Origin of the sequence: Pantoea sp. A4, assembly GCF_000295955.2 — a bacterium.
GTDB lineage: Bacteria > Pseudomonadota > Gammaproteobacteria > Enterobacterales > Enterobacteriaceae > Pantoea > Pantoea multigeneris.
Genome location: NZ_ALXE01000004.1, coordinates 1 through 21,320 on the forward strand (window position 1 = coordinate 1; position 21,320 = coordinate 21,320).

General features: G+C 54.9%; 17 protein-coding genes and 1 riboswitch. Of the genes, 12 read left to right on the plus strand and 5 right to left on the minus strand.

Translation table 11 applies throughout. From position 1 onward, the window contains the following. Positions 1-85 precede the first annotated feature (85 nt). The gene (locus tag B880_RS0101310) at positions 86-514 is read right to left on the minus strand and encodes a DcrB-related protein (RefSeq protein ID WP_017345580.1); all 429 of its coding nucleotides are present in this window, start codon (positions 512-514) and stop codon (positions 86-88) included. A gap of 322 nt (positions 515-836) precedes the next feature. Next, a riboswitch (TPP riboswitch) is annotated at positions 837-926 on the plus strand. Between the two features lie 45 nt (positions 927-971). On the opposite strand from B880_RS0101310, the gene thiB reads away from it, so the two are divergent. The 3 genes from thiB to thiQ are packed head-to-tail and all read left to right on the plus strand — an operon-like array spanning position 972 to position 4,223. After that, positions 972-1,958: a thiamine ABC transporter substrate binding subunit gene (thiB, locus tag B880_RS0101315; protein WP_026042356.1), complete on the plus strand. Its 987-nt coding sequence runs from the start codon at positions 972-974 to the stop codon at positions 1,956-1,958. Next, entirely contained in the window at positions 1,958-3,544 is a 1,587-nt protein-coding gene (gene thiP, locus B880_RS0101320) for a thiamine/thiamine pyrophosphate ABC transporter permease ThiP (RefSeq protein WP_026042357.1), read from the plus strand. The genes thiB and thiP overlap by 1 nt, the downstream gene beginning before the upstream one ends. After that, positions 3,528-4,223 carry a thiamine ABC transporter ATP-binding protein ThiQ gene (thiQ, locus tag B880_RS0101325; RefSeq protein WP_017345583.1) on the plus strand — a complete coding sequence of 232 codons (696 nt, stop codon included), beginning with the start codon at positions 3,528-3,530 and terminating at the stop codon, positions 4,221-4,223. Before thiP ends, thiQ begins: the two co-directional genes overlap by 17 nt. On the opposite strand, the gene B880_RS0101330 is transcribed toward thiQ, so the two are convergent. Next, the gene (locus tag B880_RS0101330) at positions 4,220-4,984 is read right to left on the minus strand and encodes a DedA family protein (RefSeq protein ID WP_017345584.1); all 765 of its coding nucleotides are present in this window, start codon (positions 4,982-4,984) and stop codon (positions 4,220-4,222) included. The two genes, thiQ and B880_RS0101330, sit on opposite strands and share 4 nt — an antisense overlap. A gap of 116 nt (positions 4,985-5,100) precedes the next feature. Between B880_RS0101330 and polB the strand changes: the two genes are divergently transcribed. From polB to rluA, 3 genes are all read left to right on the plus strand, one after another. Further along, complete coding sequence (gene polB, locus B880_RS0101335; RefSeq protein WP_051005671.1) at positions 5,101-7,497, plus strand: DNA polymerase II; 2,397 nt, start codon at positions 5,101-5,103, stop codon at positions 7,495-7,497. A 155-nt stretch (positions 7,498-7,652) separates the two neighbouring features. Next, a complete protein-coding gene (gene rapA, locus B880_RS0101340; protein ID WP_017345586.1) occupies positions 7,653-10,559 on the plus strand; it encodes an RNA polymerase-associated protein RapA in 2,907 nt (968 codons plus the stop codon). Positions 10,560-10,598: 39 nt separating this feature from the next. Then, positions 10,599-11,252: a bifunctional tRNA pseudouridine(32) synthase/23S rRNA pseudouridine(746) synthase RluA gene (gene rluA, locus B880_RS0101345; protein ID WP_026042358.1), complete on the plus strand. Its 654-nt coding sequence runs from the start codon at positions 10,599-10,601 to the stop codon at positions 11,250-11,252. Positions 11,253-11,350: 98 nt separating this feature from the next. On the opposite strand, the gene djlA is transcribed toward rluA, so the two are convergent. Next, entirely contained in the window at positions 11,351-12,166 is an 816-nt protein-coding gene (gene djlA / locus B880_RS0101350; RefSeq protein ID WP_017345588.1) for a co-chaperone DjlA, read from the minus strand. A gap of 181 nt (positions 12,167-12,347) precedes the next feature. On the opposite strand from djlA, the gene lptD reads away from it, so the two are divergent. Genes lptD through apaH form a run of 6 tightly spaced genes read left to right on the plus strand, consistent with a single transcriptional unit; the run spans position 12,348 to position 19,166 of the window. Next, entirely contained in the window at positions 12,348-14,717 is a 2,370-nt protein-coding gene (gene lptD, locus B880_RS0101355; RefSeq protein ID WP_017345589.1) for an LPS assembly protein LptD, read from the plus strand. A 54-nt stretch (positions 14,718-14,771) separates the two neighbouring features. Continuing rightward, positions 14,772-16,067, plus strand: coding sequence for a peptidylprolyl isomerase SurA (gene surA, locus B880_RS0101360; RefSeq protein WP_026042359.1), 1,296 nt, complete (start codon positions 14,772-14,774; stop codon positions 16,065-16,067). Continuing rightward, the gene (gene pdxA / locus B880_RS0101365; RefSeq protein ID WP_017345591.1) at positions 16,057-17,049 is read left to right on the plus strand and encodes a 4-hydroxythreonine-4-phosphate dehydrogenase PdxA; all 993 of its coding nucleotides are present in this window, start codon (positions 16,057-16,059) and stop codon (positions 17,047-17,049) included. The genes surA and pdxA overlap by 11 nt, the downstream gene beginning before the upstream one ends. Further along, positions 17,042-17,866: a 16S rRNA (adenine(1518)-N(6)/adenine(1519)-N(6))-dimethyltransferase RsmA gene (gene rsmA, locus B880_RS0101370; protein ID WP_017345592.1), complete on the plus strand. Its 825-nt coding sequence runs from the start codon at positions 17,042-17,044 to the stop codon at positions 17,864-17,866. The genes pdxA and rsmA overlap by 8 nt, the downstream gene beginning before the upstream one ends. Before the next feature lie 4 nt (positions 17,867-17,870). Next, a complete protein-coding gene (apaG, locus tag B880_RS0101375) occupies positions 17,871-18,248 on the plus strand; it encodes a Co2+/Mg2+ efflux protein ApaG (protein WP_017345593.1) in 378 nt (125 codons plus the stop codon). Between the two features lie 60 nt (positions 18,249-18,308). Then, on the plus strand, positions 18,309-19,166 hold the full coding sequence (gene apaH, locus B880_RS0101380; protein WP_017345594.1) for a bis(5'-nucleosyl)-tetraphosphatase (symmetrical) ApaH: 858 nt from the start codon (positions 18,309-18,311) through the stop codon (positions 19,164-19,166). A 51-nt stretch (positions 19,167-19,217) separates the two neighbouring features. Here the strand turns inward: apaH and folA are convergent, their stop codons facing one another. Then, on the minus strand, positions 19,218-19,697 hold the full coding sequence (gene folA / locus B880_RS0101385) for a type 3 dihydrofolate reductase (RefSeq protein WP_017345595.1): 480 nt from the start codon (positions 19,695-19,697) through the stop codon (positions 19,218-19,220). Positions 19,698-19,926: 229 nt separating this feature from the next. Further along, a complete protein-coding gene (locus tag B880_RS0101390; protein WP_017345596.1) occupies positions 19,927-21,069 on the minus strand; it encodes a porin in 1,143 nt (380 codons plus the stop codon). Positions 21,070-21,320 lie beyond the last annotated feature (251 nt).

The window sequence follows — 21,320 nt, forward strand, 5'->3', positions numbered from 1 at the left end:
TCACTGCGCTCTGTCCTTAAATTCTGGTAGGCCAATCGGCCCAAAAAATCACATCCTGGTTAAGGGGCTTACGTGCCCCCTTCAACTAACCTTGCAACGTCAGCGACGTACAAATCTCCTGCCAGCGTTGGTGATCTTCGGCGGTGAATTCACGCGCTGCCGAAAGAGTCAGCACCAGCATCTGCTTGCCATCCGTCACCGGTAGCGCCAGCTGTTTTTGCCACAGCGGCTGATTATTGTGGCTGAACGCCGTTTCCACCGCGGTGGCCGCTAAGCGCCCTTCCGGCCCGACCAACACGGTGCTGAATTCACTCTGCGCCGTGACCTGCATTTGCGGACGCAACATCTCCCACTGCTGGCGAAACGCCTGAGCCGCAGTGTCTCCGCTGGCGAGCGGCGCACGGCTGATGACAATAGTCAGACCACCTTTTGTATCACGCAGAATTTGAGTCGATGCGTCCTGCCACTCCGCAGGAAACAGTGAGAGTGAGCCTTCGTTAAAACGATAATCCATAACCGGTTCCTGTCTTGTGATCCCTGATGCGTCAACCAGACCCACCGCCTGGAGCGCGACCGGCGGAACATTCACAAAATTAAAGCATGATGTCAATCAGAGCCACGCGCAAAAATCCGCCAGCGCATGTCTCATCTAATGGGCCGGATAAAACATCCTGCTGCTCAGTGAAATCCAGAGCAATAATGCATCGCAAATACAGCGATACACCTGATGATTCCCACCAATATTCTGCCCAATTATTCGTAAAAAAATTTCCTGCTACCCCACCGTACATTGGGCAAAGCACTGGCAGTCTCTGCACGGCTTCACTAGAATGAGCGCGTTCTCAACGGGGTGCCGCAAGGCTGAGAGAAACCCGTCGAACCTGATCTGGTTAATGCCAGCGGAGGGATTTGAGAGGCTGTGAAACTCAGATCCTTTGCGCATAACATGACAAATGCCTCTGGAGCGCAAAGTGTTGAAAAAAATCTTACCTGTCCTGCTGCTGATAACAGCGCCTGCCTTCGCGGCCAAACCGGTATTAACGGTCTACACCTACGACTCATTCTCCTCTGACTGGGGCCCTGGCCCGGCGGTGAAAAAAGCCTTTGAAGCCCAATGTGGCTGTGAACTGAAATACGTCGCGTTGGAAGATGGCGTTTCGCTGCTCAATCGTCTGCGTATGGAAGGCAAAAACAGCAAGGCGGATGTGGTGGTCGGGCTGGATAACAATCTGCTCCAGGCGGCGCAGCAAACGGGCTTGTTCAAGGCAAGCGGCGTGGATACCAGCAAACTGCAACTGCCGGAGGCGTGGCAGAACAACACCTTTGTCCCGTTTGATTACGGCTACTTTGCCTTTGTTTATGACAAAAATAAGCTGCCAAACCCGCCCAAAAGCCTGAAAGAACTGGTGGAAAGCCCGCAAAAGTGGCGCGTGATTTATGAAGATCCGCGCACCAGTACGCCAGGGCTTGGCCTGCTGCTGTGGATGCAAAAAGTGTATGGTGACCAGGCACCTGCGGCCTGGCAGAAGCTGGCCCAGAAAACCGTGACCGTAACCAAAGGCTGGAGTGAAGCCTATGGTCTGTTCCTGAAAGGGGAAGCGGATCTGGTGCTGAGTTACACCACCTCTCCGGCGTATCACATTATTGAAGAGAAAAAACAGAATTACGCCGCCGCGCCGTTCAGCGAAGGGCATTATGTGCAGGTCGAGGTGGCCGCACAGCTGAAAAACAGCCAACAGCCGCAGTTGGCACAGCAGTTTATGCAGTTCATCGTCTCCCCGGCTTTCCAGAACACCATTCCACAGGGCAACTGGATGTATCCGGTGATCAAAACCGATCTCCCTGCCGGTTTCCAGGGGCTGGTTCAGCCTGCAACCACGCTGAGCTACTCCGCCGCACAGGTGGCTGAGCATCGCGCCGGTTGGGTCAACGCCTGGCAAGCAGCCGTTAGCCGCTGATGCCACGTTGGTTACTTCCCGGCGTAAGTGCCATGCTGCTGCTAGGCAGTGTGGCACTGCTGGCCTTCGCTGCACTGTGGTTCTCCGCGCCCACGACCAATCTTTGGGGTTTGCTGCAAGATAGCTATCTGCGTCACGTGCTGTTTTTCTCCTTTAGCCAGGCACTGCTGTCCGCGCTGCTGTCGGTTATTCCGGCGATCTTCATCGCTCGGGCACTGTGGCGCAGGCGCTTTCCGGGCCGGGAGTGGCTGCTACGGCTGTGCGCCATGACGCTGGTGCTGCCGGTGCTGGTAGCCGTGTTTGGTCTGCTCACCGTTTATGGGCGCGTCGGCTGGCTGGCACAGCTTTGTCAGTATTTAGGGCTGACCTGGAACTTCTCTCCCTATGGCTTGCAGGGCATTCTGCTGGCACACGTATTCTTCAATCTGCCACTGGCTACTCGCCTGATGCTGCAAGCGCTGGAGCGCATCCCGGCGGAACAGCGCCAGCTCGCGGCTCAGCTCAACCTGCGCGGCTGGTATGGCTTTCGCCTGCTGGAGTGGCCGTGGTTGCGCCGCCAACTGCTGCCCGCAGGGGCGCTGATTTTTATGCTGTGCTTCGCCAGTTTTGCCACTGTGCTGGCGCTGGGTGGCGGTCCGCGAGCCACCACCATCGAACTGGCTATCTATCAGGCACTGAGTTATGACTACGATCCGGCTCGCGCGGCACTGCTGGCGCTCCTGCAACTGCTCTGCTGCCTGAGCCTGCTGGCGGTGAGTCAGCGTTTGAGTAAGTCGTTACCCAGCGGGCATACGCAACTCCTGCAATGGCGCGATCCTCACGACTCTGGATTCGCGAAAATCAGCGATAGCCTGCTGATTGGGTTTACCCTGCTGCTGTTGCTGCCGCCGCTACTGGCAGTGGTGGTGAATGGCCTCCAGGGAGGCGTTGCCCACGGGCTGGCGCAACCTGCACTGTGGCAGGCAACGTTCACGTCACTGCGTATCGCACTCGGTGCAGGAATATTGTGTATTGTGCTCACCATGATGCTGTTGTGGAGCAGCCGGGAGCTTCGCCAGCGTCAGCGTTTGCTGGCGGCACAGAGTATGGAAGCCAGCGGGATGTTAATTCTGGCAATGCCCGGCATTGTGCTGGCGACCGGTTTCTTTTTACTCCTCAATAACAGCATTGGACTGCCCGAGAGCCCTGATGGACTGGTGATCTTCACTAACGCGTTGATTGCCATCCCCTACGCGATGAAGGTGCTGGAAATCCCGATGCGCGATCTAGGCGAGCGTTATGCACCACTGTGCGCCTCGCTTGGTTTGAGCGGCCTTAACCGACTGCGAGTGATTGAGCTACGGGCATTAAAGCGCCCGCTGGCACTGGCGCTGGCGTTTGCCTGTGTGTTGTCACTGGGGGATTTCGGCGTTATTGCCCTTTTTGGCAACGAGAATTTCCGCACGCTGCCCTTTTACCTTTATCAACAGATTGGCGCTTATCGCGGCTCGGATGCGGCAGTGACCGCACTCCTGCTACTGCTCATCTGTTTGCTTTTGTTCACCGTGATGGAAAAACTTTCAGGTCGCCATGCTGACACTCAATAATCTGACCTATCTCTATCAACATCTGCCGATGCGTTTCAACCTTGAGATCAAGGCAGGCGAACGGCTGGCGATTCTTGGGCCAAGTGGCGCAGGGAAAAGTACCCTGCTCAACCTGATTGCCGGATTCTTACCCGTGAGCCAGGGCAGCATCTGGATTAACGGGGACGATCACAGTCACAGTGAACCGGCACAGCGGCCGGTTTCGATGCTGTTTCAGGAAAACAATCTGTTTCCGCACCTGACGGTACAGCAAAATATGGCTCTGGGGCTGCATCCGGGCATGAAACTGAATGCCACGCAGCGCGCGCAGTTGCTGGAGATTGCACAACAGATGGGGCTGGAGGAGATGCTGTCACGTTTGCCTGGGCAGCTCTCTGGCGGGCAACGGCAGCGCGTGGCGCTGGCGCGCTGCTTACTGCGCGAGCGTCCGGTGTTGCTGCTCGATGAGCCTTTCTCAGCCCTTGACCCGGCCCTGAGAGCAGAGATGCTTCAGCGGGTTCGCAGCCTGTGTGAAGCGCGCCAGATGACGCTGCTAATGGTGTCACACAGCCTGGAAGATGCGCAGCAAATTGCACCGCGCAGCGTAGTGGTGGTGGATGGCAGAGTTTACTGGGATGGCCCTACTGCACAGCTACTGACGGGGGAAAGCCCCGCCGCCAGTATTCTGGGGGTGCGCTAGCCGAAAAACACCCGCCACAGTAAATGCCGGAACAGTGGCATCATCGGGTGGAATTGCAGGGCAACAAACGCGCCACCACCGATGATAAGCCCGAGTGGTGCCAGCCAGCGGAGTCGGGCCACGGTGAGTTTGGGCGACAGCCAGTCCTGGGTTTTTGCACTGCGCCACCAGCGCCAGCAGAGCCAGGCACCCAACCAGACCAGCACTGCCGTGCCTAACAGAAGCCACTTAAACCCACCGCCCTGATCGGCCTTCGGCACATCAATGGCAACGCCAGCCAGAATACCGGGCATCAGGTAGATCGGCGGCCAGAGCAGGCAGCCAATCAGGTTCGGGGCAATAAATTTCCGCACCGGCAGCTCCAGCATTCCTGCCAGCAGGGGGATCAGTGGCCGCGTTGGCCCGACAAAACGCCCCACCAAAATGGTAAACATGCTGTGTTCATACAGCGCATGTTCGGTTTTATCGAGCAGCTTTTGATGCTTTTTCAGGTATTTCCAGCGGTGCAACGGTCCCTGGAATTTCCAGCCAATACCGTAGGAGAGCCAGTCACCCAGCAGGCAGCCGGCAAACCCCGCTGCCCATGCCGGATAGAGGCCAATCTGGCCGCTGCCCACCAGCGCACCGAGGCTCGCCATCATCACCGTACCCGGCAGCAGTAACCCGACCAACGCGAGAGATTCGAGAAAAGTCACCAGCGCAACGGCAAATAAAGCCCACTCCAGTGACTGTGTAAACAGATGTTGTACCCAGGCTTCCATAACCATCCTTAACGACAACCGAAGGCAGGATTGTCCAGAGCCAGGCCGACAGCGTCAAGGTGAGAATTGTAGAGAGGTATTGACATTAAGTGCCATTGGGAACTGTATAAATATACATGCTATACTCTGAGCAACTACGCAGCGGAGTTATTGTGACCACACCTCAAGCCGGATTTCTTCTCAGTCGCCACTGGCGCGATACCCCAACAGGCAGTGAAATCAGCCTGTGGCTGGCTACGGACAGTGGCCCGCAACAGGTGATTTTACCGCCACAGGAAGCGGTGGCTTTTATTCCGGAAGCCTGGCGCGAACAGGTTGAAGCCTTGTTAAAGGCAGAGTCGCACTGGCGCATCACGCCGCTGACGCTGCGGGATTTTCGGCATCGTCCGGTGTTTGGTCTCTACTGCCGCCAATATCGTCAGCTACAGCGGCTAGAGAAGCTGCTACGCGAGCAAGGTATACCGGTTTATGAAGGGGATATTCGCCCCGCCGAGCGCTTTTTAATGGAGCGTTTTATCACCGCGGCGGTGTGGTTTGATGGTGAACCACGCGGCGGAGTAATACGCAATGCCCGTATCAAGCCCCACCCGGATTATCGCCCCCCGCTGAAGTGGGTATCGCTGGATATCGAAACCACGCAACACGGTGAACTGTACTGCATCGGCCTGGAAGGCTGTGGTCAGCGTCAGGTATACATGCTCGGCCCCGCCAACGGGGATGCAAGTGAACTGGACTTTGAACTGATCTACCTTGATAGCCGCCCACAGCTGCTGGAAGCGCTTAACGCCTGGTTTGCCCAACACGATCCCGATGTGGTTATCGGCTGGAATGTGGTGCAGTTTGACCTGCGTGTATTGCAAAAGCATGCTGACCGTTACGGTATTCCACTGCGCCTGGGCCGCAATAATAGCGCACTGGAGTGGCGCGAACACGGCTTCAAGCCCGGTGTGTTTTTTGCCCAGGCCAACGGCCGCCTGATCATTGATGGCATCGAGGGGCTTAAATCCGCCTTTTGGGATTTCCCCTCTTTCAGCCTTGAAGCCGTTGCCCAGCAGTTGCTGGGTGAAGGCAAAGCGATTGACAACCCCTGGCAGCGCATGGAAGAGATCAACTGGCGCTTCGCGAACGACAAGCCAGCCCTGGCGCGCTACAACCTGAAAGACTGCGAGCTGGTCACGCGCATTTTCCATAAAACCGATCTGATGCCTTTTTTACTGGAACGTTCGGCGGTGAATGGCCTGGCGGTAGACCGGCATGGCGGTTCTGTCGCTGCGTTTGGTCATCTCTACATTCCACGCATGCACCGGCTTGGGTTTGTCGCCCCCAATTTAGGCGAAGTGGCACCGGAAGCCAGCCCCGGCGGCTACGTGATGGACTCTCGCCCCGGCCTGTATGATTCCGTGCTGGTGCTGGACTTCAAAAGCCTGTACCCCTCCATCATTCGTACTTTCCTGATCGACCCGGTCGGGCTGGTGGAAGGCCTCGCCCATCCTGATGATGTTGATTCCGTACCGGGCTTTCGCGAAGCGCGCTTTTCACGCTATACCCACGCATTACCCGCCATCGTGGAGCAAATCTGGCAAGGCCGCGAACACGCCAAACAGCAGGGTAATAAGCCGCTGTCGCAGGCGCTGAAAATCATCATGAATGCCTTTTATGGCGTGTTAGGCACCAGCGCCTGCCGCTTCTTCGATCCCCGCCTCGCCTCGTCAATCACGCTACGCGGCCATGCCATCATGCAGCAGACACGAGCACTGATTGAGGCCGAAGGGTTTGACGTGATTTACGGCGATACGGATTCCACCTTTGTCTGGTTGAAATCCGCCCACAGTGAAGCCGAAGCCGCAGAGATTGGTCAGCGGCTGGCAAGCCACGTTAATCAGTGGTGGCAGCAGCATTTGCAGCAGGAGTACGGGCTGAGCAGCGCACTGGAGCTGGAGTATGAGAATCACTTCTGCCGTTTTCTCATGCCGACCATTCGGGGTGCGGAACAGGGCAGTAAAAAACGTTACGCTGGTTTAATTCGCCAGGGTGAGCAGGCCCACATGGTGTTTAAGGGGCTGGAGTCAGTGCGTACCGACTGGACGCCACTCGCGCAGCAGTTTCAGCAACAGCTCTATAGCCTGATTTTTCATCGCCAGCCCTGGCAGGAGTACATCCGTACCACCGTCAGCCAACTGCTGGCCGGCGAACTGGATGACCAACTGGTGTATAAAAAACGCCTGCGTCGCCCACTCAAAGAGTATGAACGCAACGTACCGCCACATGTGCGCGCAGCCCGGCTAGCCGATGACTTCAATCAGAAACAGGGGCGACCGTTGCTCTACCAAAATGGCGGTTCGATCCGCTACGTCATGGCCACCGCCGGGCCAGAACCGCTGGAAGCTCGTTCAACGCCGCTTGACTATGATCACTACATTAGTCGTCAGCTACAGCCGGTTGCCGATGGCATCCTGCCTTTTGTCGGTGATGACTTTGCTACACTCATAACAGGTCAGTTAGGACTGTTTTGACTGTTGGCGAAAGCCCCGCCTTCCAGTACCATAGCGCCCTTCCTCACCTTCACTGCAAAGTTACCTGCACCAGGCCCCTTCGCCTGGCGACAAACTATTGCCTGTGAGCAGGAATACATATCAAAAACACACTAAGAGAATCGAGCTAAAAAAATATGGTGTTTACATTAGGTCAGCGCTGGATAAGTGATACGGAAAGTGAACTGGGACTGGGTACCGTGGTAGCGGTGGACGCACGTATGGTTACGTTAATGTATCCAGCAACGGGTGAGAACCGCCTTTACGCCAGCAATGACTCTCCCATCACACGTGTTATCTTCAACCCCGGTGATACCGTTACCAGCCACGAAGGCTGGCAGATGGTCGTCGATGAAGTGCGCAATGCCAATGACCTGATGACCTATATTGGTACCCGCCTCGATACCGAAGAGAGCGGTGTGATACTGCGCGAAGTGATGCTCGACAGCAAACTGGTGTTCAGTAAGCCACAGGATCGCCTGTTTGCCGGTCAGCTTGACCGTATGGACCGTTTCGCCCTGCGCTATCGCGCACGTAAATATCAGAGTGCTCAGTATCGCTTAGCCGTCAGTGGCCTGCGCGGTATGCGTACCAACCTGATTCCGCACCAGCTCCACATTGCCCATGATGTAGGCCGTCGCCACGCACCTCGCGTGCTGCTGGCGGATGAAGTGGGCCTGGGTAAAACCATTGAAGCCGGGATGATCATCCAGCAACAGCTGCTGGCTGGCCGTGCTGAGCGCGTGCTGATTGTGGTGCCAGAAACCCTGCAACATCAGTGGCTGGTTGAAATGCTGCGCCGCTTCAACCTGCGTTTCGCCCTGTTTGATGACGACCGCTACGCCGAAGCCCAACACGACAGCACCAACCCGTTTGACACCGAGCAGCTGATTATCTGCTCGCTGGACTTCGTGCGTCGTAACAAGCAGCGTCTGAACCTGCTGGCTGAAGCCGAGTGGGATCTGCTGGTGGTGGATGAAGCGCACCACCTCGCCTGGTCTGAAGGCGAACCGAGCCGTGAGTACCAGGTGATTGAGCAACTGGCTGAAAGCACCCCTGGCGTACTGCTGCTGACTGCAACCCCTGAGCAGCTCGGGATGGAAAGCCACTTTGCGCGCCTGCGCCTGTTGGATCCGGATCGCTTCCACGATTTCGAGGCTTTCAATGCCGAACAGCAGCAATACCGCCCGGTTGCCGATGCGGTCTCTTCGCTGTTGGCTGACAACGCCATCTCCAATGATGAGATGAACCTGATTAACGATCTGGTCGGCGAGCAGGATATTGAGCCGCTGCTACAGGTCGCTAACAGCGAGCGCGAAGGCAAGCTGGACGCACGCAAAGAGCTGATCAGCATGTTGATGGATCGCCACGGCACCAGCCGCGTGCTGTTCCGTAACACCCGTAACGGCGTGAAAGGCTTCCCGAAACGCGAACTGCACCAGATCCGCCTGCCGCTGCCTGCGCAGTATCAAACGGCGATCAAAGTTTCCGGCATCATGAGTGCGCGTAAAAGCGCTGATGAACGCGCGCGTGACATGCTCTATCCAGAACAGATTTATCAGGAGTTCGAAGGCGACAGCGGCACCTGGTGGAACTTCGACCCACGCGTTGAGTGGCTGATGGGCTACCTGACCACCAACCGCAAACATAAAGTGCTGGTGATTTGCGCCAAAGCCGCGACCGCACTGCAACTGGAACAGGTTCTGCGCGAGCGCGAAGGTATCCGCGCTGCGGTGTTCCATGAAGGCTTGTCGATCATCGAGCGCGACCGCGCGGCAGCCTTCTTCGCCTCAGAAGAAGATGGCGCTCAGGTGCTGATCTGTTCTGAAATCGGTTCTGAAGGCCGTAACTTCCAGTTCGCCAGCCGCCTGGTGATGTTCGACCTGCCGTTTAACCCGGACCTGCTGGAACAGCGTATTGGTCGTCTGGACCGTATCGGTCAGATGCGTGATATCGAGATCATGGTGCCGTGGCTGGAAAAAACGGCTCAAGCGGTGCTGCTGCGCTGGTATCACGAAGGTCTGGATGCGTTTGAACACACTTGCCCGACCGGTCGTACCATTTATGACAGCGTCTATGGCCAGTTGATCGAATATCTCGCGGCACCTGAAAACCCAGAAGGGTTGGATGAATTTATTAACGGCTGCCGTAAACAGCACGATGCGTTGAAATCGCAGCTGGAACAGGGCCGTGACCGCCTGCTGGAGATGCACTCCAACGGTGGCGAAGCCGCACAGCAACTGGCTGATGAAATTGCTGCTCAGGACAACGACACTGAGCTGGTTAACTTTGCCCTCAACCTGTTTGATATCGTCGGTATCAACCAGGAGGACCGCAGCGATAATCTGATCGTCCTGACGCCATCAGACCACATGCTGGTGCCGGATTTCCCAGGCCTGCCGGAAGATGGCTGCACCATTACCTTTAACCGTAATCAGGCACTGTCGCGCGAAGATGCGCAGTTCATCACCTGGGAACATCCACTGATTCGTAACGGTCTGGATCTGATCCTGTCAGGTGATACCGGCAGCTGTGCCCTGTCGCTGCTGAAAAACAAAGCCTTGCCGGTCGGCACGCTGCTGGTGGAGCTGGTGTATGTGGTGGAAGCCCAGGCACCGAAGCACCTGCAACTGACCCGCTTCCTGCCGCCAACGCCAGTGCGCATCCTGCTGGACCGCAACGGCACTAACCTGGCGGGTAAAGTGGAGTTCGAAAGCTTCAACCGTCAGCTCAACGCCGTTAACCGTCATACTGGCAGCAAGCTGGTGAATGCCGTACAGCAAGAAGTTCACGCTATTCTGACCAAAGGTGAAGATGTGGTAGCACCAGAAGCGCGTGCGCTGATTGAGGTTGCCCGTCAGGAAGCGGATGAGCAGCTGAGTGCTGAGCTGTCACGTCTGGAAGCATTGAAAGCGGTGAACCCGAACATCCGTGACGATGAAGTCGAAGCGCTGGAAACCAACCGTCAGGAAGTGTTGAACAGCCTGAACGATGCCAACTGGCGTCTTGATGCGTTACGCCTGATTGTGGTGACACACCAGTAAGTTTATGGGGCCGTAAGGCCCCTTGTTTTGGAACAGATGATGGAACCTTATAACCCCCCGCGCGACCCCTGGCTGCATATTCTCTACCAGGACGATTTTATTATGGTCGTCAATAAACCGAGCGGTTTGTTGTCCGTACCTGGCCGACTGGAAGAGCACAAAGACAGCGTCATGACGCGCGTTCAGCGTGATTTTCCTGAAGCGGAGTCAGTGCATCGCCTTGATATGGCCACCAGTGGTGTGATTGTGGTCGCGCTGACCAAACCCGCTGAGCGCGAGCTGAAACGCCAGTTCCGCGATCGTGAGCCGTCCAAGACCTATGTGGCTCGCGTGTGGGGGCATCCGACGCCGGAAAAAGGCCTGGTGGATCTGCCGCTGATTTGCGACTGGCCGAATCGGCCGATGCAGAAAGTGTGCTTTGAAACCGGTAAGTCGGCGCAAACCGAATATGAAGTGCTCTCTTACGATGCGGATAACAGTGCGCGGGTTTCGCTAAAACCCATCACTGGCCGTTCGCACCAGTTGCGTGTTCACATGCTGGCGCTGGGTCATCCGATTCTTGGCGATAACTTTTATGCCCATCCAGAGGCTAAAGCCATGGCTTCGCGCCTGCAACTGCATGCCGAATCACTGACGATTGTGCATCCGAAATTCGGTAACAGCATGACTTTTCGTCAGCCTGCGGAGTTTTAATTCGCACTCCGCCACTGCCTCACAGCCAAACCGTTTTCTGGCCGACCGATGAAGTAAACCGGTGTTTCGTTCATCGTATCAGCCAGAATAACCCGCTGTTACTTAAATCCTTTTTCCTTGCGAATCAGATCATAAGCTGACTGGATTGACTGGGCTTTTTGCTTGGCCATCTCCATCATTTCCGGTGGCAAACCTTTAGCCACCAGTTTATCTGGATGGTGTTCGCTCATCAGCTTACGGTAGGCGCGCTTAATCGTGGTGGCATCATCCGTGGCTTTCACACCCAATACGCTGCATGCATCTTCCAGCGTTGGGCCGCGTTGGGCCTGCTGGTAGCCACCGCCGTAACCGCCGCGATGACCGCCGCCAAACTGCTGGCCGCCCTGCATCATGCGCAAGAATTGCTCAAACTGCATCCGGGAAATACCCAGCTCTTCCGCGATGATATACAACACCTGGCGCTCGCTGGGATGCAGCGAACCATCAGCAAAGGCGGCCTGGATCTGAATTTCGAGAAACATCTGAATCAGATCATAACGGCCAAAGCAGACACTGCGAAAAGACTGTAACTTGCTGCGCAGTGGAAAATCACTCTGCTTGCCTTCACGGAAAGCCTGCTGTGCTGCCACACGAGCTTCCCCATGCAGCTGCATGCGATCCATAAGCAAAGAGGCCACCTGAATATCCGCTTCCGTGACTCGCCCCTTCGACTTCGTGAGATGTCCCATTACCTGGAAAGTGGTACGGAAAAAGGTGGCCTGCCGCGTCTGGTTATTGGCGCGGAACGCCTTCACCTGCTCACTGCGACCCACGTCCACCAGGTGCCCAATCAGCAACCCCGCAACAATCCCCCAAAAGCCAAAACCGGAAATTAACCCCAGCAAGAGACCGATTACTTTTCCCCAGTAGCGCATAAACTCCTCAATTCGCCATGCTTGCGGCTGAAAATTGCATTATCATACCTTTCATTTACTTCAGTGCCTAACAGCAACGCGATCAGACATGGATTAACACTGGCACAACGCCGGGCAGTAAGTTAGTCTCTGAGCCGATTGTCGGCATGATGCCCGTTTTCATGGAAATCCCGAACCGCGTATGAAAAAACAGATACCTACCCTGCTGGCAACCATGATTGGTGCCGCACTATACAGCCAGTATTCGCTGGCTGACGACCTCACGTCGCAGTGTATGCTGGGCGTGCCGAGCTACAATCGTCCGTTGGTTCCCGGCACGACGAATCAGCTTCCGGTCACCATTCACTCGGATTCTGTGAAAGGTAACTATCCTGATGACGCGGTTTTCACCGGCAACGTAGATGTCCAACAGGGCAACGGGCGACTGACTGGCGATGAAATGCAGTTGCATCAACGTCAGCAAGACGGCCAGACCACCCCGGTGCGCACCGTTGATGTGCTGGGTAATGTGCACTATGACGACAATCAGGTCATCCTGAATGGTCCTAAAGCCTGGTCTAATCTGAATACCAAAGATACCAACGTCTGGAACGGGGACTACCTGATGGTAGGCCGCCAGGGACGGGGTACCGCAGACCAGATGAAACTACGCGGCAATAATCGCTACACCATTCTGGAAAATGGCAGCTTCACCTCTTGCCTGCCAGGTGCCAACACCTGGAGTGTAGTCGGTTCTGAAGTGATTCAGGATCGCCAGGAAGAAGTGGCTGAAATCTGGAATGCGCGCTTTAAGCTCGGCAGTGTGCCGATCTTCTACAGCCCCTACCTGCAATTACCGATTGGTGACCGCCGCCGTTCCGGGTTCCTGATCCCGAACGCGAAGTATGGCAGCAGCAACGGTTTCGAATTCATGCTGCCTTACTACTGGAACATCGCGCCGCAGGCGGATGCCACCATTACGCCGCACTACATGAGTAAGCGCGGCCTGCAATTGCAGAATGAATTCCGTTATCTGTCGCAGTTCGGTGCGGGTCTGATGGAGCTGGATTTCCTGCCTCATGATTCCCAGTACAACCGTGATAAAGCGGTACGCAGCATTGCCGATGATGACAGCTCCAACCGTTGGTTGTTCTACTGGCGTCACTCTGGTGTGTACGATCAGCACTGGCGCATGAACGTTGACTACACCAAAGTCAGCGATCCTTACTACTTTAACGATCTGACCTCGCGCTATTACAGCTCGACCGATGGCTACGCCACGCAGAAATTCAGCTTCGGCTATGCCGATACCAACTGGAACGCCACACTCTCCACCAAAGACTTCCAGGTATTCGGTAACACCAGCAGCAATAACGTTTATCGCGCTATGCCGCAGTTGGACGTTAACCTCTATCAGAATGATATCGGTCCGTTTGATGGCCGTATCTATGCGCAGGCGGTGAAATTTACCAACGTAAACAACGCCTACCCGGAAGCCACACGACTGCACATCGAGCCAACGCTCGACCTGCCGTTGTCCAATAGCTGGGCGAGCCTGGATACAGAAGCGAAGTTCCTCGCGACCCACTATCAGCAAACCGGTGTGGATTATTACAATGAAAACATTGATACCTCACACACCAACCAGCTGAAAAACTCGGTCAACCGCACCATGCCTCAGTTCAAGATTGATGGCCGTATGGTGTTTGACCGCGATATGGACTGGTCAAAAGGGTACACCCAGACGCTGGAACCGCGCGTTCAGTACCTTTACATCCCGTATCGCAACCAGAGCAATATTTATCCGTACGACTCAACGTTACTGCAAACGGACTACACCGGCCTGTTCCGCGATCGTACTTATTCTGGCCTCGACCGCATTGCCTCTGCCAACGAGCTAGCCACCGGTGTCACGACGCGTATTTATGATGACAATTTGGTTGAACGTTTTAACCTTTCTGTTGGTCAAATCTACTCGTTTACCCCGTCTCGTACGGGCGCGACGCAAACAACCGATGAAGATGACACCGGCAGCTTGATCTGGGCAGGTGACAGCTACTGGAAAATTAGCAATCGCTGGGGTGTGCGCGGCGGCATTCAGTATGACACGCGCCTTGATAACGTAGCGCAGGGCAATGCGGTTGTTGAGTATCGTCAGGATGCCGACCGTATGGTTCAACTGAGCTACCGTTACAGCAGCCCGGAATACGTTGCTAGTGCGCTGAATGACTCTTCTCTGCTGAATAACCCGATCTACAAAAACGGGATTTCACAGGTAGGGGCCACCGCCAGCTGGCCAATTGCTGATTCGTGGTCTGTGGTGGGTGCAACCTACTATGACACACGTAACAGCCGTCCGGCAGAACAGCTACTCGGCCTGCAATACAGCTCTTGCTGCTATGCAATCCGCGTTGGCTACGAGCGCAAAATCAACGGTTGGGAAAATAACGACAGTAAGTATGACAACCAAATCTCATTCAACATTGAGCTACGTGGTCTGAGTTCTGGCTATGGCCTGGGCACCGATCAGATGCTGCGTGAGGGCATTATCCCTTACCAGCGCGCTTTCTGATGTTGTGATGTTTGACAGGCAATCCCGCAGTGCGGAAACAACAATGGATAAAGTATGAAGAACTGGAGAATGCTGATTCTTGGTGTGGCGATGGCTGCCAACACTGCGTTCGCAGCACCACAAATGGTGGACAAAGTTGCCGCTGTGGTAAACAACGGTGTGGTTCTGGAAAGTGACGTCGACAGCATGATGCGTACGGTGAAATCCCAGGCGACTCAGGCTGGTCAGCAACTGCCAGACGACAACACCCTGCGCCATCAGATCCTGGAGCAGCAGATCATGGACAGCATCATCCTGCAAATGGGTGATAAAGCCGGCCTGCAAATTACCGATCAACAGTTGGATCAGGCAATTGGTAACATCGCTGCACAGAACAAAATGACAGTGGATCAGCTGCGTAGCCGCATTGCCTATGACGGCATTGACTACAATACCTACCGTGCTCAGATCCGCAAAGAGATGACCATTGCTGAAGTGCGCAACGGTGAAGTTCGCCGCCGCATCACTATTCTGCCGCAGGAAGTGGATACGCTGGCGCAGCAGATGGGCGCGCAAAACGCACCGGGTACTGAAGTGAATGTCAGCCATATCCTGCTGCCACTGCCAGAGAACCCAACGCAGCAGCAGGTTGACGATCAGGAAAAACTGGCTCGCCAGCTGATCGCTCAGCTGAAAGGCGGTGCTGATTTCGGCAAACTGGCCGTGACCTACTCAGCGGACTCACAGGCGCTGAAAGGCGGCAACATGGGCTGGAGCAAAATTGAAGAGTTGCCAACCCTGTTCACCCAGGCACTGGCTAGCGCGCAGAAAGGCGACATTGTTGGTCCAATCCGTTCTGGTGTTGGCTTCCACATCCTGAAAGTGAACGATGTGCGTAAAGAGACGCCTAACGTCTCCGTTACAGAAGTCCACGCACGCCACATTCTGCTGAAGCCGTCACCGATTCTGAGTGATGACCAGGCGCGTGCCAAAATCGAACAGATTGCTGCTGATATCCGCAGTGGGAAAACCACTTTTGCTGCTGCTGCGAAACAGTTCTCTGACGATCCAGGCTCTGCCAACCAGGGCGGTGATTTGGGCTGGGCTTCCCCAGACATCTACGATCCTGCGTTCCGCGATGCGCTGCTGAAGCTGCAAAAAGGCCAGGTCAGCCAGCCTGTTCACTCCTCTTTCGGCTGGCACCTGATTCAGCTGCTGGATACCCGTAAAGTGGACAGAACCGGTTCGGCAGAAAAAGACCGTGCTTATCGCCTGCTGTTCAACCGTAAGTTTGCTGAAGAAGCGCAAACCTGGATGCAAGAGCAGCGTGCCCAAGCCTATGTGAAGATTCTGGATAACAATGGCCAGTAATTATCGTGTAGTGATCACTCCCGGCGAACCCGCCGGGATTGGTCCCGATCTCACCGTTCAACTGGCCCAGCAAGACTGGCCGGTTGAACTGGTGGTCTGCGCCTCAGGCGCACTACTACAAAGCCGTGCCGAGCAGCTGGGCTTACCGCTCAGCCTGCGTGATTATGATGCCAGCGCTGAGCCTGTTCCTCAGCGCGCAGGCAGCCTGACGTTACTCAACATCGATACTGCGCAGCCGGTCCAGCCGGGTAAGCTGAATGTTGAGAACGGGCATTATGTACTGGATACGCTGGCTCGTGCCTGTGACGGTTGCATTAGCGGCGAGTTTTCCGCCCTGATCACCGGCCCAGTACAAAAGAGCGTAATCAATGACGCGGGTATCCCTTTTACCGGTCATACTGAATTCTTTGCCGATCGCGCTGGTGGCCATCGCGTCGTGATGATGTTGGCAACCGAGGAGCTGCGCGTAGCGTTAGCGACCACGCATCTGCCGCTCAAAGAGGTCTCCGATGCCATTACCCGTGAGAGCTTGCATGAAGTGATCACGATCCTGCATCAGGATCTTCAGCAGAAATTTGCTATTGCGGAACCGCAAATTTACGTCTGCGGCCTTAACCCACACGCGGGTGAAGGCGGCCATATGGGACGTGAAGAGATCGATACCATTAGCCCCGCGCTAGAAGAACTGCGCGCCCAGGGCATCAAACTGACCGGGCCTCTGCCTGCTGATACCTTGTTCCAGCCAAAATATCTGCAACATGCCGATGCTGTGCTGGCGATGTATCACGATCAGGGGCTTCCAGTGCTAAAATACCAGGGTTTTGGTCGCGCGGTGAATATCACCCTCGGCCTCCCCTTTATCCGCACCTCTGTTGACCACGGCACCGCCCTTGAACTGGCGGGTCTGGGCAAGGCAGAACCGGGTAGCTTTATAACGGCGCTTAATCTCGCCATCACCATGATCAAGAGCAGTAATGAATAATCGCGTCCATCAGGGGCACTTTGCCCGTAAACGTTTCGGGCAGAACTTCCTGAACGATCAGTACATCATCGACAGCATCGTAGCTGCCATCCATCCGCAGCGCGGCGAAGCCGTGGTAGAAATCGGCCCAGGGCTGGCAGCTTTGACTGAGCCCGTTGGCGAGCGCATGGACGAGCTGACCGTCATCGAACTGGACCGTGACCTTGCTGCTCGTCTGCAAACACACCCGTTCCTCGGTCCAAAGCTGACGATTTTCCAGCAGGATGCCATGACCTTTGATTTCGCTGCATTAGCTGCGGAACGTGGTCAGCCACTGCGCGTGTTTGGCAACCTGCCATACAACATCTCGACGCCGCTGATGTTCCACCTTTTCAGCTATACTGGTTCGATTAAAGACATGCACTTCATGCTGCAAAAAGAAGTGGTTAATCGACTGGTTGCGGGGCCAAACAGCAAAGCCTATGGCCGTCTCACCGTAATGGCACAGTATTACTGCCAGGTGATCCCGGTACTGGAAGTGCCGCCTTCTGCGTTTACTCCACCACCAAAAGTGGATTCAGCGGTAGTGCGCCTGGTGCCTTACACCGAGCTGCCACACCCAGTGAAAGATGTGCGCCTGTTAAGCCGCATCACGATGGAAGCCTTCGGCCAGCGCCGTAAAACGCTGCGCAACAGCCTGAGCCACATGGTTGCGGCCGGTGCTTTTGAAGAGCTGGGCATTGATGCCTCACTGCGTGCAGAGAACGTTTCCGTAGCCCAATTCTGCCAGTTGGCAAACTGGCTGGCCGACCATCAGGAAAGCCTGAAGGAGAGTTAATCTCATGAGTGATTCGCCTCGCGTTGTGATCCAGGTGCAGACGCTGTATGTAGAAACCCAATCCTCACCCGATGAGGAGCGTTTTGTTTTTGCCTATACCATCACCGTGCGCAATCTGGGGCGAAATCCCGTGCAGTTGCTACGCCGCCACTGGCTTATCACCAACGGCAACGGGCGTGAAACTGAGGTTAAAGGCGAAGGCGTGGTGGGCGAGCAGCCCACTATCTCCCCCGCCAGCGAATATCAGTATACCAGCGGTGCGGTACTGGAAACGCCGATGGGCACCATGCAGGGTCACTATGTCATGGTAGATGAAAACGGTGAAGAGTTTGCCGTGGACATCCCGGTTTTCCGTCTGGCCATTCATACCCACATCCACTGATCGCATCCTGCTGCCCGGCCTCTCCGGGCTTTGTTTTTTTCTATTCCGGACGAAACGTTTATGAGTACATACCTGATTGGCGATGTTCACGGCTGCTACGATGAATTACGTGCACTGCTGAAACAGGTCGATTTCCAGCCCGAGCAAGACACGCTGTGGCTGACGGGTGATTTAGTTGCACGCGGCCCCGGCTCACTGGAAGTGCTGCGCTACGTGAAATCCCTTGGCGAGAGCGTGCGCATCGTGCTGGGTAATCACGATCTCCATCTGCTCGCAGTCTATGCCGGAATTAGCCGTAACAAACCGAAAGATCGTCTGACGCCACTGCTGGAAGCACCAGATGCCGATGAGCTGATTAACTGGCTGCGACGTCAGCCGTTGTTGCAGGTAGATGAAGAAAAGCAGTTGGTCATGGCGCATGCAGGCATCACTCCCCAGTGGGATCTTGAAACTGCGAAGATCTGTGCGGCTGAGCTGGAAGCGATCCTCTCTAGCGATAGCTACCCGCTGTTCCTCGACTCCATGTACGGCGACATGCCTAACAACTGGACGCCCGAACTGAGCGGTCTGTCTCGTTTACGTTTCAGTGCCAACGCCCTGACGCGGATGCGTTTCTGTTTCCCGAACGGGCAACTGGATATGATTTGCAAAGAAGAGCCTGCGTCTGCACCACCGCCCTTAAAACCCTGGTTTAACGTGGCGAGCAAAATCCCTGAAGGGTACAGCGTGGTGTTTGGTCACTGGGCTTCGCTGGAGGGCAAAGGCACGCCTGAGCACGTTTACGGCCTCGATACCGGCTGTTGTTGGGGTGGCGTGCTGACCTTGCTGCACTGGGAGAGCCAGACCTACTATGTTCAGCCTTCCAATCGCAAACAGGCGTCAGCGACCGAAGCGGTCACACAGCCTTCAACACACTGATAAAACAACGCCCGGTGTTTAATGACCGGGCGTTTTCACTTCTGACACCGCTTAACGACGTTCCAGAATCTCGAAGCAGTAGCTGTGCGAGTTCTTCGCATCTGCATCGTGGAATTCACTGAACACCGACTGCCAGTGGCCGGGATCGTAATCCGGGAAATGTGTATCCCCTTCAACTTCCGCATCAATGTGGGTCAGGTAGAGTCGATCTGCATGTTTCAGCATCTGTTCGTAGATGCGTCCACCGCCAATCACCATCACCTCTTCGACTTCGCCTGCTACGCTCAGGGCATCTGCAATTGAAGTGACCCAGGTAACACCCTCATGGATGCCAGGCTGGCTACTGATAACGATATTCAGTCGCCCTGGTAACGGACGCCCAATGGATTCAAACGTCAGCCGTCCCATAATCACTGGCTTATTGAGTGTATTGCGCTTAAACCACGCCAGATCTGCAGGCAGATCCCAGGGCATGGCATTTTCCATGCCGATAACGCGATCTGCTGCCAGTGCCGCGATCAGACTAATCATGATTAAGACTCACAGGTAAAAAATTGGCGCCATCATACGTAAAGCACAAAGTTTCGTCGATAGGAGGGAACGTCTAATTGCGTAAAGCCGTTTTGCCACCGCATTTTGTTGCTAAGTCAGCGTAAAACTCCGTCACAACACAGGAGTGTGATGGATATCGCCAGAGATATGTAGAGAAGCAGTGGATTAGAGGGTAAAAAAACGGCTCCCGCAGGAGCCGTTGCTATTATCAGAAATCGTAACGCAGACGCAGCAGGTTCACGTCACCCAGCGATTTGTCGGTGCTGGAGGTGAAGACATGCTCGTAGTAGAAGCTGAAGCCGTAGCCAAAGCCAAGCTTCACACCCAGACCGTTATCGATACGCTGATAGTTGCGGCCATTCACGTACTCCAGACGGTCACCCATCGCGTATGGCTGGATGTAAGTCAGCACTGGGTTTGCCAGTGGGAACTTATAGGCTGCGTAGTATTCAACGCCCCATGCATCGTCTGCGAAGTAGTTATGTACCTGGCTGGTTTTGGTCAGCAGGAAGTTCTGGTAGTAACCTACACCGCCAGAAAGCGTCCAGTTGCCTGGGGTCCAGCTCAGAGCAGTACCATAGATGTTCTGGTTGTAGGTTTTGTTATCGCTGTTGTCGCGGTTACGCACATCAGCACGCGTGTAGTTCCACGCAGTACCCCAGGTCAGGTCTTTGGTGATGTGGTAGTCCACACCCAGAGAACCGCCGCCATCACGCTTGTAGCGGATGCCTTTGCCTGGCAGGTAGTTAGTATCTTCAAACAGGTAAGAGGCATATACGTCCGCAGCACCGTAGGTGTTTTTGTACTTCAGCATTTTACGTGAACGGTAAGAACCGTCGTAATCGCCGTTGATACCGTTGCCTGGTGCCTGCGCCAGCATGTCGTAGTTCCACTGGTCAGTTTTCACACCTACCACATCGTAGAACACGCTGTTCTGCTGACCGAAGGTCAGAGTACCCCAGGTTTTGCTGGTGAAGCCGGTGTACAGCTGGCGACGCGTGGTGTTGTGAGCGCCATCAGCATAGTGACCATCCCAACCAAACCATGCCGGGAAGTTAACGCCCAGCTCGTAGTAACCTACCCAGCTGACGTCATCAAACAGGTAGTAGTTCGCGGTGAAACGGAAACGTGAACCGCCATCATAGCCGTCACGTTTGTAAGATTTGTCGCCCACACCGGTCATGCTCTGGGTCTGAGCACGGATGCTACCACCCACTTTAAAATCGAGGCGACTCAGCGGATCGCCCGCTTTTGGATCTTGCTTCAATAAAGTAATTTCGGCCTGGCTGGCTAATGGAAGACCTGCCATCAGTGCAGCAACTGCACACAGGGAAAAAGCACGCATTTTCATTTTTTAATAGTTTTCCATAGTTATCGCTGCAGTAATGAGCGAAAAACATCTTACTTATGAATTAAATTTTCAGGAAGTGTCATTTTTATAATTTTGTGCGATTAATTATGCACAAATTGAACCTTCCTTCGAAGCTAAAAACATAAGTAAAATCATTGCGTTTAGTCATAGTTTAATCATTCTGTGTCATTTCCAAATATGTCATAAGCCTACATTTTGCTCATGTTTAACGTTTGTTGTTGTTTTAAAAG

Coding starts and splice junctions, on each gene's coding strand:
- B880_RS0101310 (WP_017345580.1), bottom strand. CDS start 514: ATGGATTATCGTTTTAACGAAGGCTCACTCTCACTGTTTCCTGCGGAG.
- thiP (WP_026042357.1), top strand. CDS start 1,958: ATGCCACGTTGGTTACTTCCCGGCGTAAGTGCCATGCTGCTGCTAGGC.
- thiQ (WP_017345583.1), top strand. CDS start 3,528: ATGCTGACACTCAATAATCTGACCTATCTCTATCAACATCTGCCGATG.
- B880_RS0101330 (WP_017345584.1), bottom strand. CDS start 4,984: ATGGAAGCCTGGGTACAACATCTGTTTACACAGTCACTGGAGTGGGCT.
- polB (WP_051005671.1), top strand. CDS start 5,101: ATGCTATACTCTGAGCAACTACGCAGCGGAGTTATTGTGACCACACCT.
- rapA (WP_017345586.1), top strand. CDS start 7,653: ATGGTGTTTACATTAGGTCAGCGCTGGATAAGTGATACGGAAAGTGAA.
- rluA (WP_026042358.1), top strand. CDS start 10,599: ATGGAACCTTATAACCCCCCGCGCGACCCCTGGCTGCATATTCTCTAC.
- djlA (WP_017345588.1), bottom strand. CDS start 12,166: ATGCGCTACTGGGGAAAAGTAATCGGTCTCTTGCTGGGGTTAATTTCC.
- lptD (WP_017345589.1), top strand. CDS start 12,348: ATGAAAAAACAGATACCTACCCTGCTGGCAACCATGATTGGTGCCGCA.
- surA (WP_026042359.1), top strand. CDS start 14,772: ATGAAGAACTGGAGAATGCTGATTCTTGGTGTGGCGATGGCTGCCAAC.
- pdxA (WP_017345591.1), top strand. CDS start 16,057: ATGGCCAGTAATTATCGTGTAGTGATCACTCCCGGCGAACCCGCCGGG.
- rsmA (WP_017345592.1), top strand. CDS start 17,042: ATGAATAATCGCGTCCATCAGGGGCACTTTGCCCGTAAACGTTTCGGG.
- apaG (WP_017345593.1), top strand. CDS start 17,871: ATGAGTGATTCGCCTCGCGTTGTGATCCAGGTGCAGACGCTGTATGTA.
- apaH (WP_017345594.1), top strand. CDS start 18,309: ATGAGTACATACCTGATTGGCGATGTTCACGGCTGCTACGATGAATTA.
- folA (WP_017345595.1), bottom strand. CDS start 19,697: ATGATTAGTCTGATCGCGGCACTGGCAGCAGATCGCGTTATCGGCATG.
- B880_RS0101390 (WP_017345596.1), bottom strand. CDS start 21,069: ATGAAAATGCGTGCTTTTTCCCTGTGTGCAGTTGCTGCACTGATGGCA.